We start from the raw sequence: 16080 nt of genomic DNA, 5'->3' as shown, positions 1-16080 counted from the left end.
AGGTCGGGATATGCTCAGCCCGGCAGGGCCGGGCCGGGATGTGCTCAGCCCGGTGGGTCGAACAGCGCGGCCAGCGTCCGTTTGAGGACCTTGCCGGCTTCGTTGCGGGGCAGTGCCTCGGTGACCAGCACCCGGGCCGGCAGTTGGTAGTCGGCGAGCCGGTCGGCCAGGAAGGCGCGCACCGCGGGCAGGGTGAGTTCGTGCGGCGGGTGCCCGGCGCGGGGCACCAGCACCGCCCCGACCGCCGACCCGAGTACGGGGTGCGGGACGGCCACCACCGCCGCCTCGCCGACCGCCGGATGCTCGTGCAGCGCGGCCTCCACCTCCAGCGAGGAGATTTTGAAGGCACCGGATTTGATCATGTCCTGGTGCCGGTCGGCGAGGTACAGGTAGCCGTCGGCGTCCAGCCGGCCGAGATCGCCCATCCGGACCCAGCCCTGGCGGAACGTCGCCTCGGTGGCGGGCCCGTCGCGGTAGTACGAGCGCGAGTGCGGGCAGCGCAGCCAGACCTCGCCGACGGTGCCCGGCGGCAGCGGCCGGCCCTGTTCGTCGGCGATCATCAGCTGACCGTCGGCCGGACGGCCCACGGCGGCCCGCCGTGCCGGGTCGAAGATCATCACGGTCTGGGCGGGGGCGGCCTCGGTCGACGAGTAGTAGTTGACGATCGTCGCCGCCGGGAACGTCGCGGCCAGCCGGGTGGCCACCGCCGGTGCGAGCGCCGCCGCCGTCGACCCGATCAGCATGACGCCGGAGGTGTCCCGACCCTGGAGAGCACCGGAGTCGAGCAGTTCGATCGCCATCGACGGGACCAGGAAGACGGTGCCGGTGCCGGGGGCGGTCACCAGGCGGGCGAACCGTGCCGGGGTGAACCGGGGCAGGGTCAGCGCGGCCGGCTTCGCGGTCAACGCGTTGAACAGCATGGTCTGCCCGGCGTTGGTGCCGATCGGGAAGGCGTGCAGGAAGCGTTCCGAGTGGGCCAGGGCCAGCCGGCGCGGGTGGTTCGGGGCCCCGGCCACCAGGTTGGCGTGGCTGGCGCCGACGCCCTTGGGCCGTCCCGTGGTGCCCGAGGTGTAAAGGACCTGGGCCAGGTCACCGGGCCGTGATGGGGGAGTGGGCGCGCCGGTGCCGTCGGCGACCGGGCCGTCGGCGACCAGGTCGGCGACGGCCAGCGGCGCGACCCCGGTGGGTACGGCCGGCGCCGGTCCGGCCGGGCCGGTCAGCGGTCCGTGCAGCACCAGCCGGGCGGCGCAGTGCCGTACCGCGTACTCCAGTTGGGCCGGGGCGAGGCGGTCGGACAGCGGCACCGCGACCGCGCCGGCCCGCAACACCCCGCAGTACGCCACGGCGTACCCGGTCCACTCCCGCGCCGCGAACACCAGCGCGACCCGGTCACCCGGGGCCACACCGGCCCGCCGCAGCGCGGCGGCCACCGCCAGCGCCCCGGCCCGCCAGTCGGCGAAGGTGAGCTGGTCCACGCCGTGGACCTCGACGGCGACCCGGTCGGGGTGCAGCGCGCAGCGCCAGTCGAGCAGTTCGGGTACGGTCCGGGCGGCCGGCGCGGCGACCGGCCGCCGGGGGACACCGGGTGCTGAGCTCATGCGCCACCGCCGGGGGTCGCCGGTTGCTGGGCTCACTGGCCACCGCCGTGGGTCGCCGCCACCCGGGCCTGCCGGGTCTCGATGCCGACCAGGTCGTCCGGCGGAGCGTCCGGCACCTCGTCGTCGAACCGGGACAGCACCCGGGTGCGCATCGAGACGATCGCGGTCAGCGCGATGCAGACGCCGAAGGCGATGTAGAGCAGGGCGATGCCCCGGCCCGGACCGACCCCGATCACCTGCCCGACCGTGCCGGCCAGCGCCCCGTCCGGCATCAGCAGCGGCTCCATCAGGCTGGTGGCCAGCGGGGCGATCACCCCCCAGCCGAGTGGCATCGTCGACCAGGCGACCATCTGGTTGAGCGCGAACACCCGACCGTGGAACCGGGGCGGCACCTTGATCTGGATGATCGTGTTGTAGATGCCGTTGACCAGGCCGAGTGCGCAGTACATGCCGAACGCTCCGGCGCCGATGACCAGCAGGCTGGGGCGTAGCCCGGTCACCGCGCAGGCCACCGCAATGCCCAGCGTGCCGATCAGTACGGCCCGCATCCGGTAGCGGCGCGGACCGCCCCAGACCAGCATCACCAGCCCGCCGACGGCCGCGCCGACCCCGCCGGTCAGCGCGATCTGGGCCACCTCGGCCAGCTCGGCGAAGCCCAGCACCAGCGGGGAGAGCAGGAACAGCACCGGGAACAGGAACAGGTTGAGGGCGGCGAAGAAGGCGAGCATGCCGCGGAACTCCCGGCGGCGTAGCGAGTAGCGCAACCCACCGAGGATCTCCTGTCCCAGGCTCTCCCGCCGCTGCAGCGCCAGCGTGCGGGGGAACCGGATGGCGATCAGCACCGCGATGGCGAAGACGTACGCCACCACGTCGATGATCATGATGCCGCGCAGTCCGACCGCCTCCAGCAGCGCGACCGCCAGCAGCGGCACCATGAACTGGGTCAACCCGACCGCGGTCTGGGTCAGGCCGTTGGCGTGGCCGAGGAAGCGTTTCGGCACCAGCTGCGGCACCGCCGACACGAACGACAGCCGTTGGAACGCCAACGCCACCGACAGCCAGCCGACGAGCAGGTAGAAGTGCCAGATCTCGGCCCGGTCGGCGATCAGCAGCCCGGCCATCACCGCCTTGGCGCCACCAGCGGCGACGCTGGCGGCCAGCAGCACCCGGCGGCGACTCGTCCGGTCGATCAGCGCGCCGGCCAGCGGTGCGATCAGCAGCCCGGGAAGCAGACTGACGATAGAGAACAGGGCGAACCTGGCCAGCGAACCGGTCTCCAGGTAGATCCACAGTGGTACGGCGAAGTTGGTCAGCGCGGTGCCGGTGGTGGTGATGATCTGGCCGGCCGCGACCAGACCGAACCGGCGCAGGCTGGGCTGTGGCCCAGCTGCCCGGTCCGGTCCGGTCGCTGCCCGGTCCGGTGCCGACGGTCCGGACCGGGCCCCCGGCGGGTCGGCTGCCGGGCCTCGGGCGGAGATCGCGTGCAGCCGCCACGCCGGGTCGTCCACCCCCGCGCCGTCGGTGGGTGGCACGTCGGATTCGGCCGGTACGTCCAGCGGCGTCTCGCCCGCCGGCGGTGAGTCCAGCCGCAGATGGACGCCGGTGACGATCTCCGCCAACTCGCCGGCCCGGTACTTGAGGAAGTAGTGCCCCGCCTCGTCGATCACCGCCAGCGCGGTGCGGTCGGACAGGAAGTGCCACTCCTGGAAACGTTCCTCGTGGAAGTCGGTGCCCCGGTCGCGTTCCCCGACCACCGAGACCACCGGGGCGCGCAGCGGGGTCACCTGGTCGCGCATCAGCGCGGTGAAGTAGTCCTCGGAGACCCGGGCGTCGTGACGCATCGCCCGGATCAGGAACGCCGCCTCGTCCGGATCGAGAGAGCCGATCGAGGTGCCCTGCGCCTGCAGCCAGGTGCGGTAGATCCGGTCGCTGCGGACCCGCTCCACCAACCGCAGCCGCAGCAGCGGACCGAGCAACCCGCCGGTCGGCCGGCCGAACGGGAAGATCGCACCGAGGTAGACCGCGGTCAACTCCCGCCCGGCCGCCTCCAGCCGGCGGGCCACCTCGACGGCGAGCGCCCCGCCCGGCCCACAGTGGCCATAGAGGATCAGCGGTCCGTCTACCCGGTCCAGGATCTCCGCGACCACGCCCTCGGCGACCTCGTCGATCGGCGCCGGCTCGTCGGCCAGACCGATGTCGTGCCCGGGCATCGCCACCGACAGCAGCCGCCAGCCGGCCGGCAGCGCCTCGGCGAGCGGCTGGTAGACCACCGCGCTGCCGCCGCCGTACGGGACACAGACCAGGGTGGCGACCCGCTCGGCGGCGGAGGCCGGTGCGGTCAGTTCATGCAGCAGCCGACCCCGCTCGGCGTCACCGTCGGTCAGCAGGGCGGCGAGTTCGCGTACCGTCCGGTGCCGGAACAGGTCCATCACGCTGACCGCCGGGGGCGTGCCGTCGTAGGCGCGGACCGCCGGCAGTTCCCGGCGCAGCCGGGCGACCACCTGGGTGGCCAGCAGCGAATGTCCGCCCAGCTCGAAGAAGTCGTCGTCGGCGCCGACCCGGGGCACCTGCAGCACCGCCTGCCAGACGGCGGCGATCAGCGTCTGCACCGGACCGGCCGGCTCGACGTACGTCCGGGCGGGTTGATCGTCGCCCGGATCCGGCAGCGCCCGGCGGTCGATCTTGCCGTGCTCCTGCAGCGGCAGCCGGTCCAGCCAGCAGTACCGGCTGGGGATCATGTGGTCCGGCAATCGCTCGGCGAGCAGCCGGCGCAGCTCGGCCGGCTCCAGCGCGGATGCCGACGTGGCTGCCGGCCCGGGTGCCGTTTCCGGGGTCGGGCCCTGCGGGGAACGTTCCAGGTAGCCGACCAACCGGTCGTCACGCAGCAGTACGGCGGCCTGCCGTACCCCGGGAAGCTCGCGCAGCGCCGCCTCCACCTCACCCAGCTCCACCCGGTAGCCGCGAATCTTGACCTGGTGGTCGGTGCGGCCGAGGAAGAGCAGCTCGCCGTCGGCGCGCCACGCGCCGAGGTCACCGGTGCGGTACAGCCGGGAGCCGGGCGGGCCGAACGGGTCCGGGACGAAGCGCTGACTGGTCAGTCCGGGCCGGTTCAGGTAGCCGCGGGCCAGCCGGTCGCCGCCGAGGTACACCTCACCCGGTACGCCGACCGGCACCGGCCGTAGCCGGGCGTCGAGCACGTGCACCCGGGCGTACGGCAGCGGACGGCCGATCGGCACGCTGCCCGGCCCTCGCTCGTGTGCCGACACCCGGTACGTGGTCACCCCGACGGTGGCCTCGGTCGGTCCGTAGTGGTTGAACACCGGCACGCCGTGCCCGGCCAGGTCCGCCGCCCAGTCCAGGTCGGCCGCCTCGCCGCCGAGGATCAGCGCCCGCCGGGGCAGCAGCCGTGCGCTGTCCACCTCTGCGGCCAGCGCCCGCAGATGCGACGGCGTCATCTTCAGGTAGTCGATCCGCCCGGTGCGCAGCGCGTCGGCGAGCTCCTCGCCGGTGCACCGCCTCGGCACCAGATGGACGCAGCCGCCGGTCGCCAGCGCCAGGTAGAACACGGTGACGCTGAAGTCGAACGACAGCGACTGCAGCAGCGCGTACCGGCCGGCCGGCACGACGTCGAACCGTTCGGCGACCCCGTCCAGATAGTTCAGCGCCTGCCGGTGGGCGACCGCGACCCCCTTGGGCACGCCGGTCGAGCCGGACGTGTAGATGACGTAGGCCAGGTCGTCGCCGCGCGCCGCACCGGCCGGCGGTCCGGTCGGCCGCTGCGCGACGTCTGCGGTGATCCGGTCCAGGCAGGTCGCCTCGGCGAGGGCCGCCGGGGCGGCGTCGCCGCCCAGCTCGCCGCGGATCTCGCTGCTGGTCAGCACCACCGTCGGGGCGGCGTCGGCGAGCATCAGCCGCAGCCGGGCGGGTGGCTGCTCGGGGTCGAGCGGCAGGTAGGCCCCGCCGGCCCGCAGCACGGCGAGCAGCGCGACCGCCAACTGCACCGACTGGTCCAGGCAGACGCCGACCAGGTGGCCCGGCGCGATACCGTGCTCCCGCAGCTGGTGGGCCAGCTGGTTGGCGCGTCGGTCCAGCTCGGCGTAGCTGATCAGGTCGTCGCCGCAGACCACGGCGGGTGCCTGCGGGGTGGCCGTGGCGTGCCGGGTGACCAGATCGCCGAGGGTGGCCGCACCGGCGGTGGCCGGTCGCGGCCGGTCGGCGGCGGGCACCGGGCCGGTGCTGAACTCGGCCAGCTGCCGCTGCTGCGAGTCGTCGAGCAGCGGCAGGTCCACCACCGGCCGGTCCGGGTCGGCCACCGCGGCGCGCAGCAGCGCCCGGTAGTGCCCGGTGAGCCGTGCCACCGTGGCGGCGTCGAACAGGTCGGTGTTGTAGACCAGCATGGCCCGCAGCGCGTCATCGGTCTCGCTGACGTAGAGCGACAGGTCGAACCGGGCCGCCGCCGCGTCGCTGCCGAACGCCCCGGTGGTGATCCCGCGCGGCCAGCTGCTTCGCGCCCGCGAATAGTTCTGCAGGGTGAACAGCACCTGGAACACCGGTGCCCGGCTGACGTCGCGGGCGACGTTGAGCTCCTTGACCAGACGTTCGAACGGGACCTCCTGGTGGCTCAGCGCCCGTAGCACCCGCCCCCGGGTACGGCGCAGCAGCTCACCGAAGCTCGGCTCACCGCCGTCGCCGGCACTGCTGGCACCACCGCGATCGCCGGCACCGCCACCGCCGGCGCTGTTGGCCGGTGCCCGGGACAGGTCGGCCCGGATCGCCACCGTGTTGACGAACAGCCCGACGAGGTTCTCCACCTCCGGCACCACCCGGCCGGCGACCGGTGATCCGACGGCGAAGTCCCGCTGCCCGCTGTACCGGAACAACGTCGCCTGCCAGCCGGTGAGCAGCGTCATGTAGAGGGTGCTGCGGTGGGCCCGGCTCAGCCGGCGCAGCGCCGCGGTGAGCTCGGCATCGAAGCCGAACCGGTGCACGTCGCCGGCGTACGACTGCACGGCGGGTCGGGGCCGGTCGGTCGGCAGCTCCAGCGGCGGTACTCCGGCGAGCGCCCCGGTCCAGTAGGTGAGTTCCCGCTGGGCGGCCGGTCCGTCACCGCGTACCCGTTGCCAGGCGGCGTAGTCGGCGTAGTCGATGGCCGGTGCCGGCGGCACCGGCAGACCGTCGGTGAGCGCGCCGTAGAGGGCGGCGACCTCGGCCAGCAGCAGGTTCAGCGACCAGCCGTCGCTGACGATGTGGTGCATCCCGACGTGCAGTACCTGGTCGTCGTCGCCGAGCCGGACCAGGAGCACCCGCAGCAGCGGTGCGACGGCCAGGTCGAACGGGGTCCGCACGGCGGCGTCGACCAGCTCCCGGGCGTGTGTCTCGTCGTCGGCGTCGAGCACCGTGAACGGTACGGTGACCTGCGGTACCACCTCGACCCGCGGCTCGCCGTCGAGGTTCTCGGTGAACCGCATCCGCAGGCTGTCGTGGCGGGCCGCAGCGGTGTCCACTGCGGCGCGCAGCAGGTCGGCATCGAGCGGGCCACCCATCCGTACCGTGCTGTGCACGACGTAGCCGGCGGTGCCCGGCGTCAGCTGCTCGGTGAACCAGATCCGTTCCTGACCGAACGACAGTGCCGGACTTTCCCCATTTCGGCGCTGAATCACTTGTGATTGGATCGGGACATCCTGCGCTGGTACGTCGAGATTCGTCACCCGGGTTGCCTTTGATGTGTCTACATGAACCATCAGCCTGACTCCCGTCGTCGGCACAGCGGAATCAACTTTTGGTGCACTGTGGTGCAGACAAACGATCGATTCGATGCACGTCGTGCCGTCGTACCGTCAGGAATGCGATTCGCCGATGCCATCGTGCCCACCGAGTGGGCCATGGACGAGTTGATCCACGCGGAATTCCACGGTGGTCGGACCGAGAACGCGCCGTTGACCTGGGCGCAGCAGGTCATGTGGCGGGCCGCCACCCTGTCGAGGACCCAGCACCTGTTCCTCAACCTGCGCCGGGTGCTGGCGGTGCCCCGTCGGGCCCCGGCCGACCTGTCCAGCGTGGTGCGGGCGATCGGCACGCTGGTCGGCCGGCACGGCGGGCTGCGTACCCGGGTGTGCCGGACGGCGGACGGCACGTCGCGGCAGGAGACTGCGGCGGCCGGGCAGGTCCCGGTCCTGGTGGTTGCGGGCACCGGCGACGGCGCCGCGGCGGCGGCCGAGCTCACCCGCCGGCTGGGTGACGTCGCCTTCGACCACGGTCGGGAGTGGCCGGTGCGGTTCGCCGTGGTGCAGGTCGACGGCGTGGTACGCCAGCTGGTGCTGATCTTCAGTCACTCGACCGTGGACGCGTACGCGGTCGAGGTGGTGCTGCGAGACCTGCGGCTGATCCTGCTCCGTGGTGACCTGGGCACCCCGGCCGGGCTGCAGTCGGTGGACGTGGCCCGCCGCCAGCACGGGCCGGACCAGCGGCGCTCGGCCCGTACCGTGGCGTACTGGCTCCGGCAGTACCGGCGGCTCGCCGACGTCTCGCTCGACGAGCCGGCACCGCCGGCCACCCCACGGCTGCACCGGGGCACGCTGGTCTCGTCGGCTGCCGCCACCGCCGCCCGGATGGTCGCCGCCCGGCACCGGGTGAGCGTCTCGACGGTGCTGCTCGCCGCCACCACGGCACGGTCAGCCGGGGCGACCGGGCGTCAGGTCTGCGGATTGTTCAACATGTCGCACAACCGCTTCCGGCCCGAGTACGTCAATGCGATCGCCAACCTCGGTCAAATCGGCTTCGGCGTGCTGGACATCTCCGATCGACCGGGATTCTTCGAGCTTTTACCACGGATCTATCGGGTAGCGCTAGACGGCTATTTGCACGCCTACTACGACGCTGTCGCGATGCGGACGACGTTCGAGGAACTCGGCTACGACTACACCACCGCCTTCCTGCCGCACTACTATTTCAACGACGTCCGGCTGCCCGGCGGTGATCTGGTGGACGACGCGCCGCCGGTCGCCGAGCAGCGGTTGCGGGCGGCCGCCGACGGCAGCCACTTCTCCCGGACCGATGGCCTGGACGCCGCCTCCTGGCACCGCCTGCTGCACGTGGTGGACGAGCCGGACGCGCTCGGCCTCACCTACACGGTGGACACCCGGTTCCTGGCACCGGAGACGATTGAGCCGTACCTGCGCGACTTGGAGGCGCTGCTCGTCGAGGCCGCGTACCGGGACGTGCCCTGGCCGTGGCAGCCCGGCCGCACCGGTGGGCGGAGCTGAGCCGCCGGCCGGCCGGCCGGCGAGTTTGAACGGACCGGGCGAACAGATCTGCCCCGCCCTCGTCGTGTGAGGGCGGGGCGGATCGCGGTAGGCGTGGTTACCTACGAGCCCCAGCAGGTTAGCGACGCCCGTGGCGTGAGGCCCCGCCGCGCTGGGTGATGGTGAGCTGCGCCGCATCACCGGTTGGCAGCGCCTCGGTGGTACGGATGGGTCGGCCGATTCAGCGGGACGCGACGCCGGCGCGGCGCTTGCTCCACACGTCGAAGGCGACAGCGGCGAGCAGCACCGCACCCTTGACCAGCATGACGTTCTCGCTGGGGGCGCCGATCAGCGACATCCCGTTGTTGATCACGCCCATGATCAGGCCGCCGGTGACCGCGCCGACCACCTTGCCGACCCCGCCCTGCACGGCCGCGCCGCCGATGAACGCGGCGGCGATCGCGTCCAGCTCGAAGGTGTTGCCGGCGGTCGGGCCGGCCAGGTTCAGCCGGCCGGCGAAGATGATCCCGGCCAGCGCGGAGAGCACCCCCATGTTCACGAAGATCCAGAACACGACGGACTTGACCTTGACCCCGGAGAGCACCGCGGCCTGCAAATTGCCGCCGACCGCGTAGATCTGCCGACCGAACACCGACCGCTTGGTCAGCAGCGAGTAGCCGAGCACCAGGGCCGCCAGCAGCACCAGCACCCACGGCAGGTTCTTGAACCGGGCCAGCTGCACGATCACGAACAGCACCGCCGCCGAGGCGCCGACGATCTTGAACAGGAAGACCGGCATCGGCTCCACCGCCTGGTCGTAGCCGAGCCGGGCGACCCGGGCCCGCCATTGGCTGACCGCGATACCGCCGACCGCGACCAGACCGACCAGCAGGCTGACCAGATCGGCGCCGCCGAGCGGGCCCAACCCGATGTTGCCCAGATAGCCCTCGGTGAAGCCGTTGGCGAGGGTACGCACCGGATCCGGGAACGGCCCGATGCCCTGGTTGCCGAGCACACTCAGGGTGAGCGCCCGGAACAGCAGCATCCCGGCGAGGGTGACGATGAACGCCGGGATGCCGAAGTACGCGATCCAGAAGCCCTGCCAGGCGCCGATCGCGGCACCGGCGATCAGGGTGATCAGCAGGGCCAACGGCCAGGGCAGGTCGTGCTCGACCATCAGTACGGCGGCGATCGCCCCGGTCGCGCCGACCACCGAGCCGACCGACAGGTCGATGTGCCCGGCGATGATGACCAGGATCATGCCGATCGCCAGGATCAGCACGTACGAGTTCTGCACGATGATGTTGGACAGGTTCTGCGGCTGCAGCAGCGCCCCGTCGGTCAGCACCGCGAACAGCACGACGATCAGCCCGAACGCGATGTAGATGCCGCTCTCGCGGACGTTGATCCGGGCGACGCTCACCGGTCGGCCCCCGATCCCTGCTCCTGTCCCTGCACCATGTGCTGCATGAGTCGCTCCTGGGTGGCGTCGGCCCGCCGCACCTCGCCGGTGATCCGGCCGGCCGACAACGTGTAGATCCGGTCGCACAGCCCGATCAGCTCGGGCAGCTCAGAGGAGATGACCAGGACCGCCGTGCCGTTGTCGGCGATCTGGTTGATGATCGAGTAGATCTCGTACTTGGCGCCGACGTCGATGCCCCGGGTCGGCTCGTCCAGGATCAGCACGTCCGGCTCAGTGAAGATCCACTTGGACAGCACGACCTTCTGCTGGTTGCCGCCGCTGAGCTTGCCGACGATGCTCGCCACGCTCGGCGCCTTGATGTTCATGCTGCGGCGGAACTCCTGCGCCGTCCGGTGCTCGGCGCCCTCGTTGACCCAGCCGCGACGGGCCAGCCGGGTCAGCCCGGCCGCCGACACGTTGCGCTGGATGTCCTCGATCAGGTTCAGCCCGTACCGCTTGCGGTCCTCCGTGGCGTACGCGATGCCGTGGTCGATCGCCTCGCGGACCGAGCGCAGCTGGATCTGCCGGCCGTCCTTGTACACCCGGCCGCTGATGTCCCGGCCGTACGCCCGGCCGAAGACGCTCATCGCGAGCTCGGTGCGGCCGGCTCCCATCAGCCCGGCCAGCCCGACGACCTCCCCACGGTGCAGGGTGAGGTTGGCGTCGGCGACGACCACCCGGTCGCCGTCCGGGGACCGCACCGTCCACTCCTCGATCCGCAGCGCCTCGGCGCCGATTTTCGGGGTGCGCGGCGGGAACCGGTGCTCCATCGACCGGCCCACCATGCCGGAGATCAGCCGGTCCTCGGTGACGTCGTCGGTCGCCAGGTCGAGCGTCTCGATCAGTTCGCCGTCGCGCAGGATGCTGATCGTGTCGGCGATGGCGAGGATCTCGTTCAGCTTGTGCGAGATGATCACACAGGTGATGCCGGTGTCCCGCAGCCCGCGGAGCAGGTCGAGCAGGTGCGCGGAGTCCTCGTCGTTGAGCGCGGCGGTGGGCTCGTCCAGGATCAGCAGCTTCACCTGCTTGGACAGCGCCTTGGCGATCTCGACCAGCTGCTGCTTGCCCACCCCGATCTCGGCGACCAGGGTGGTCGGATTCTCCGTCAACCCGACCCGGCGCAGCAGCTCGGCCGCCTGGTGGTTGGTGTGGTTCCAGTCGATCAGCCCACGGCGGGTCTGTTCGTTGCCGAGGAAGATGTTCTCGGCGATCGTCAGCTGCGGGCAGAGCGCCAACTCCTGGTGGATGATCACGATGCCCCGGTGCTCGCTGTCCCGGATCCCGGCGAACCGGGCCGGCCGGCCGTCGAAGGTGGTCTCCCCGGCGTACGACCCGTGCGGGTAGACGCCGGAGAGCACCTTCATCAGGGTCGACTTGCCGGCGCCGTTCTCGCCGCAGATGGCGTGGATCTCGCCCCGGCGTACGGTCAGATTGACGTCGTGCAGGGCACGCACGCCGGGGAACGTCTTGGTGATGCCCCGCATCTGCAGGATGGCGTCGGTCGGCATGATCGTGGACTCAGCCCAGCTGCTCGGCCGAGTAGTAGCCGCTGTCGATCAGCACCTCGTAGTTGCTCTTGTCGATGATCACCGGCTCGAGCAGGTAGGACGGGACGATCTTCTCCCCGTTGTCGTAGTCGGTGGTGTTGTTGACCTCCGGCTCGTCGCCGCTGAGGATGGCGTGCGCCATCTCGACGGTCTTCTGCGCCAGCTCGCGGGTGTCCTTGAAGATCGTCGAGTACTGCTCGTCGGCCAGGATGGACTTGACCGAGGTCTCCTCGGCGTCCTGCCCGGTCACCACCGGGTAGGGCTGTCCGGCGGTGCCGTACCCGCTGCTCTTGAGCGCGGACAGGATGCCGATGGAGAGCCCGTCGTACGGCGAGAGCACCCCGTCTACGGTGACGCCGCCCTGGTAGGTGCGGGTGAGCAGGTCCTCCATCCGCCGCTGCGCGGTGGCCGGGTCCCAGCGCAGGATCGCGACGGTGTCGAAGTCGGTCTGGCCGCTGCGGACCACCAGCTTGCCCGAGTCGATGTGCGGCTGCAGCACCGACATCGCGCCGTCGAAGAAGAAGGTGGCGTTGTTGTCGTCCGGCGATCCGGCGAACAGCTCGATGTTGAACGGTCCGTCGGCCTCGCCGGCGGAGCCGTCCGCGTTGAGCACGCCGAGCCCGACCAGCAGCGACGTCGCCTGCTGTACGCCGACCTGGAAGTTGTCGAAGGTGGCGTAGTAGTCCACGTTGGGGCTGCCGAGGATCAGCCGGTCGTAGGAGATGACCGGAATGCCCTGGTCGGCGGCCTGCTGCAGCTGGGTGGTGAGCGCCTTACCGTCGATCGAGGCGACGATCAGCAGCCGGGCGCCCTGAGTGATCTGGTTCTCGATCTGGTTGACCTGGGTCGGGATGTCGTTCTCCGCGTACTGCAGGTCGACCTCGTAGCCGAGCTCCTCCAGCGCGGTCTGGACGTTGTCGCCGTCGCTGATCCAGCGTTCGGAGGACCTGGTGGGCATGGTGACGCCGATCAGGGCCCCCGCGTTGTCGCCGTCGGCGGTCTCCTGGTCGATGGTCTTCTCGCTGGAGCCGCAGGCGGCCAGGCTGGTTACCAGGGCAGCGGCTGCGCCGATCGTGGCCAGCCGTCGAATCATGGTGCTGGTGCGCAGTTGCACGGACGTCTCCCTCTTCTGGGATGGGCTGCGGGCGGTGGCGCCGCAGGCGGGAGGTTGTGGTGCCGCGGGCGATGAGGCGCCGGGCCGCTGGGCGGGGACCCGGGTACGGCGGACGGCCCGCTGGCCATGCGACCCCGTCACGCTGTCGGGTTGCTGCGACTATCGGTGGCAATGTGAGTCGCAGTGTTATCGCTCACAAGATCGCTGTCAAGGGCCCCTACGCGATCCTGGGGAAACCGATGCGAAACATCCGACCGGCTTGGCCGGCGACTCCACCAGGGCCACCCCGACTCCTCCGTCGGAGCACGTTCCCGCAGCTCACAGGCTTGACTCGAGGTGTTGCCCGCGCAGCCGGCGGGCCGGTTCGGCTGGGTGCGGCGGCACCGGTTCAGCTGGGCGCGGCGACGCTGCGCCGGTGTACCAGGGCCGGCTCGATGGTGTGCCGCTCGTCGCTGCGCGCGCCCGACTCGATCTGCCGCAGCAGCAGCGCCAGACTCGCCTTGGCCACCGCGTCGAAGTCCGGTCGGACGGTGGTCAGCGGCGGGGTGAAGTAGGCGGCTTCCGGCACGTCGTCGAAGCCGACGATGCTGACCTCGTCCGGCACCCGCCGACCCCGCTCGTTCAGTGCCCGCAGGATGCCCAGCGCGAGGTGGTCGTTGGCGGCGAAGATGGCGGTGACGTCGCGCATCCGAGCCAGCATCTGCCCGGCCCGGTAGCCGGACGCCGCGCTCCAGTCGGCCGGCACCAGCGGCGGGACCTCGGCACCGGCGTCCCGCAGGGTCTGCTCCCAGCCGTGGATCCGCCCGGCGCTGTCGAACCAGTCGCCCGGACCGGAGACGTGCCAGACGGTCGGGTGACCCGCGTCCAGCAGGCACCGGGTGGCGGCCCGGGCCCCGGCCGCCTGGTCGACGGTGACCAGCGCGGTGTTGCGCTGCGGGTCACCGTCGATGGTGACCAGCGGCACCCCGGCCGGCACCTGTTCCACGGCCTCGCCGGCGGAGACCACCGGTGCGATCACCACCAGGCCGGCGACCCGCTGGTCGAGGTGGCGGTCGACGACGCCGGCGATGGACTGCCGGTCCAGGCTGCGGACGCTGCCCACGTTGACCGCGAACCCGGCGGCCCCGGCGGCCTGCTCGAACGCGGCGAGCAGGGACGCCGGGCCGTAGAGCGTCGAGTTCTGTGCCACCACTCCGATCACCTGGGACTTGCCAGTGACCAGGGCGCGGGCCGCGCGGTTGGGCCGGTAGCCCAGCTCGGCGATGGCGGCCCGGACTCGCAGCCGGGTCTGTTCGCGTACGTTGGGGTGACCGTTGAGCACCCGGGACACCGTCTGGTGGCTCACCCCGGCCAGCCTGGCTACATCCGTCATCGCCGGTTCCCGGACGCTTCTGCTGCTCACCGCTGCCCACCTCAAGTCCGGCCGGGACGTGCCGGCACTGCCGATGACCTTCGGACCCGGCGTGGTGCCAGGGCCGCGGAGCTGGACCGGCCGGGTGGGCCGGGCTGTCTTCCGGTGCCCGTGCCAGCTCCGTCAACAGCGAGGTTAGCGGTCACCCGCCGCGACCCGCCATCGGCCGGCGGCGAGCCGAGGGGAGAACCTGGTTCCATCGATCCGGCAGCGGTTGCCCACTACGGGGACCTGACCGGATATCCTTGTCTGCGACCGTTGTCGATGTTATCGCTCATCTGATCGTCCAGCTCCACTCGGTGCTGCCGAGGAAAGTTGTCGCAACAGAGCGGTAACGGCCGCGATCCACCCCCTTGACGTGCTTGATGAGAACGGTAACACTCCTGAAACGCGGCGGTTGAGCCCCAGCCGTCGATGGCATCCCGACCAGTCTGGCCACCTGGGGAGGGTGTCAACAGGTTGGAAACTCGGCGCACGCCGGGTGTTTGACCAGGCCACAAAGTTAACGCTAACAATCGGTCCACCGCATCCGTGGGCCGTTTCGACCGCCGGTCGTCCGGCCAACCGGCGGACGACATCAGCCTCAGCGGGAGGTAGGCAGTGTTCAGACGTTTTTCCGCCGTCATGATCGCGGCGATGATGGTGGCGACCACCGCCGCCTGTGGTGACTCGGGCGCGGAGGGGGGTGGCGGCGGTGACGACCAGATCGTCCTCGGCTTCTCCCAGGTGGGCGCCGAGAGTGGCTGGCGTACCGCGAACACCAAGTCGATCCAGGAGTCCGCGGCCGAGGCCGGGATCGACCTGAAGTTCGCCGACGCCCAGCAGAAGCAGGAGAACCAGATCAAGGCGATCCGCAACTTCATCGCCCAGCGGGTCGACGTGATCGCCTTCTCCCCGGTCGTGGAGTCCGGCTGGGACACGGTGCTCAAGGAGGCCAAGGATGCCGAGATTCCGGTGATCCTGACCGACCGGGCGGTCGACTCGCAGGACGAGACGCTCTACGAGACCTTCATCGGCTCCGACTTCGTCCTCGAGGGTCGGCTCTCCGGGGAGTGGCTGGTCGAGGAGTTCGCCGACGAGGCGGGCCCGGTGCGGATCGTCGAGCTGCAGGGCACCACCGGCTCGGCCCCGGCCAACGACCGCAAGCAGGGCTTCGGTGAGGCGATCGCCGCCGACCCGAAGTTCGAGATCATCGCGTCGCAGACCGGTGAGTTCACCCGGGCCAAGGGCAAGGAGGTCATGGAGGCCTTCCTCCAGGCCCACGACGACATCGACGTGCTCTTCGCGCACAACGACGACATGGGTCTCGGCGCGATCGAGGCGATCGAGGCCGCCGGTCTGGTGCCCGGCCAGGACATCACGATCGTCACCATCGACGCGGTCCGCGACGGCATGCAGGCGCTCGCCGACGGCAAGATCAACTTCATCGCGGAGTGCAGCCCGCTGCTCGGGCCACAGCTGATGGAGCTGGTCGAGCAGGTGCACGCCGGCGAGTCGGTGCCCAAGCGGGTGGTCACCGAGGAGACCACCTTCACCCAGGAGCAGGCCAAGGAAGCACTGCCCACCCGGGAGTACTGAGCCGATCCGTCGTCTCGCCCGGCCACCGCGCCGGGCGGGACGACGGGGCAGGCGCCGGCCGCCGGCCCGGTCGGCGAAGTCGTCCCACCGCGAATACCTGCCGGCGAGTTCGTCCCGGCCGATGCCGAA

The 16080-nt window shown here is 71.2% G+C and carries 8 protein-coding genes; 2 read left to right on the top strand and 6 right to left on the bottom strand.

Annotated features, from left to right (window positions below; all coding sequences use genetic code 11):
• Nucleotides 1–44: 44 nt before the first annotated feature.
• On the bottom strand, nucleotides 45–1598 hold the full coding sequence (locus tag ACFHWT_RS03775; RefSeq protein WP_416593165.1) for a class I adenylate-forming enzyme family protein: 1554 nt from the start codon (nucleotides 1596–1598) through the stop codon (nucleotides 45–47).
• Nucleotides 1599–1630: 32 nt separating this feature from the next.
• Nucleotides 1631–7258, bottom strand: coding sequence for an amino acid adenylation domain-containing protein (locus ACFHWT_RS03770; protein ID WP_416593164.1), 5628 nt, complete (start codon nucleotides 7256–7258; stop codon nucleotides 1631–1633).
• Between the two features lie 183 nt (nucleotides 7259–7441).
• Between ACFHWT_RS03770 and ACFHWT_RS03765 the strand changes: the two genes are divergently transcribed.
• Nucleotides 7442–8860 carry a condensation domain-containing protein gene (locus ACFHWT_RS03765; RefSeq protein ID WP_416593163.1) on the top strand — a complete coding sequence of 473 codons (1419 nt, stop codon included), beginning with the start codon at nucleotides 7442–7444 and terminating at the stop codon, nucleotides 8858–8860.
• Between the two features lie 220 nt (nucleotides 8861–9080).
• Here ACFHWT_RS03765 and mmsB read toward each other — a convergent pair whose 3' ends face one another.
• The 4 genes from mmsB to ACFHWT_RS03745 all read right to left on the bottom strand — a co-directional run bounded on the left by mmsB (nucleotide 9081) and on the right by ACFHWT_RS03745 (nucleotide 14334).
• On the bottom strand, nucleotides 9081–10262 hold the full coding sequence (gene mmsB / locus ACFHWT_RS03760) for a multiple monosaccharide ABC transporter permease (RefSeq protein ID WP_278170952.1): 1182 nt from the start codon (nucleotides 10260–10262) through the stop codon (nucleotides 9081–9083).
• Nucleotides 10259–11809 carry a multiple monosaccharide ABC transporter ATP-binding protein gene (gene mmsA / locus ACFHWT_RS03755; protein ID WP_416593162.1) on the bottom strand — a complete coding sequence of 517 codons (1551 nt, stop codon included), beginning with the start codon at nucleotides 11807–11809 and terminating at the stop codon, nucleotides 10259–10261. The genes mmsB and mmsA overlap by 4 nt, the downstream gene beginning before the upstream one ends.
• Nucleotides 11810–11819: 10 nt before the next feature.
• Nucleotides 11820–12941, bottom strand: a complete 1122-nt coding sequence (gene chvE, locus ACFHWT_RS03750; RefSeq protein WP_416593340.1) for a multiple monosaccharide ABC transporter substrate-binding protein — start codon at nucleotides 12939–12941, stop codon at nucleotides 11820–11822.
• A 409-nt stretch (nucleotides 12942–13350) separates the two neighbouring features.
• The gene (locus ACFHWT_RS03745; RefSeq protein WP_416593339.1) at nucleotides 13351–14334 is read right to left on the bottom strand and encodes a LacI family DNA-binding transcriptional regulator; all 984 of its coding nucleotides are present in this window, start codon (nucleotides 14332–14334) and stop codon (nucleotides 13351–13353) included.
• Between the two features lie 663 nt (nucleotides 14335–14997).
• Between ACFHWT_RS03745 and ACFHWT_RS03740 the strand changes: the two genes are divergently transcribed.
• Nucleotides 14998–15951 carry an ABC transporter substrate-binding protein gene (locus ACFHWT_RS03740; protein WP_416593338.1) on the top strand — a complete coding sequence of 318 codons (954 nt, stop codon included), beginning with the start codon at nucleotides 14998–15000 and terminating at the stop codon, nucleotides 15949–15951.
• Nucleotides 15952–16080 lie beyond the last annotated feature (129 nt).

This window comes from Micromonospora sp. LOL_021 (assembly GCF_048060215.1).
In the GTDB taxonomy this organism is placed as follows: Bacteria; Actinomycetota; Actinomycetes; order Mycobacteriales; family Micromonosporaceae; genus Micromonospora_E.
This window is presented reverse-complemented; position numbering and strand designations above follow the sequence as displayed.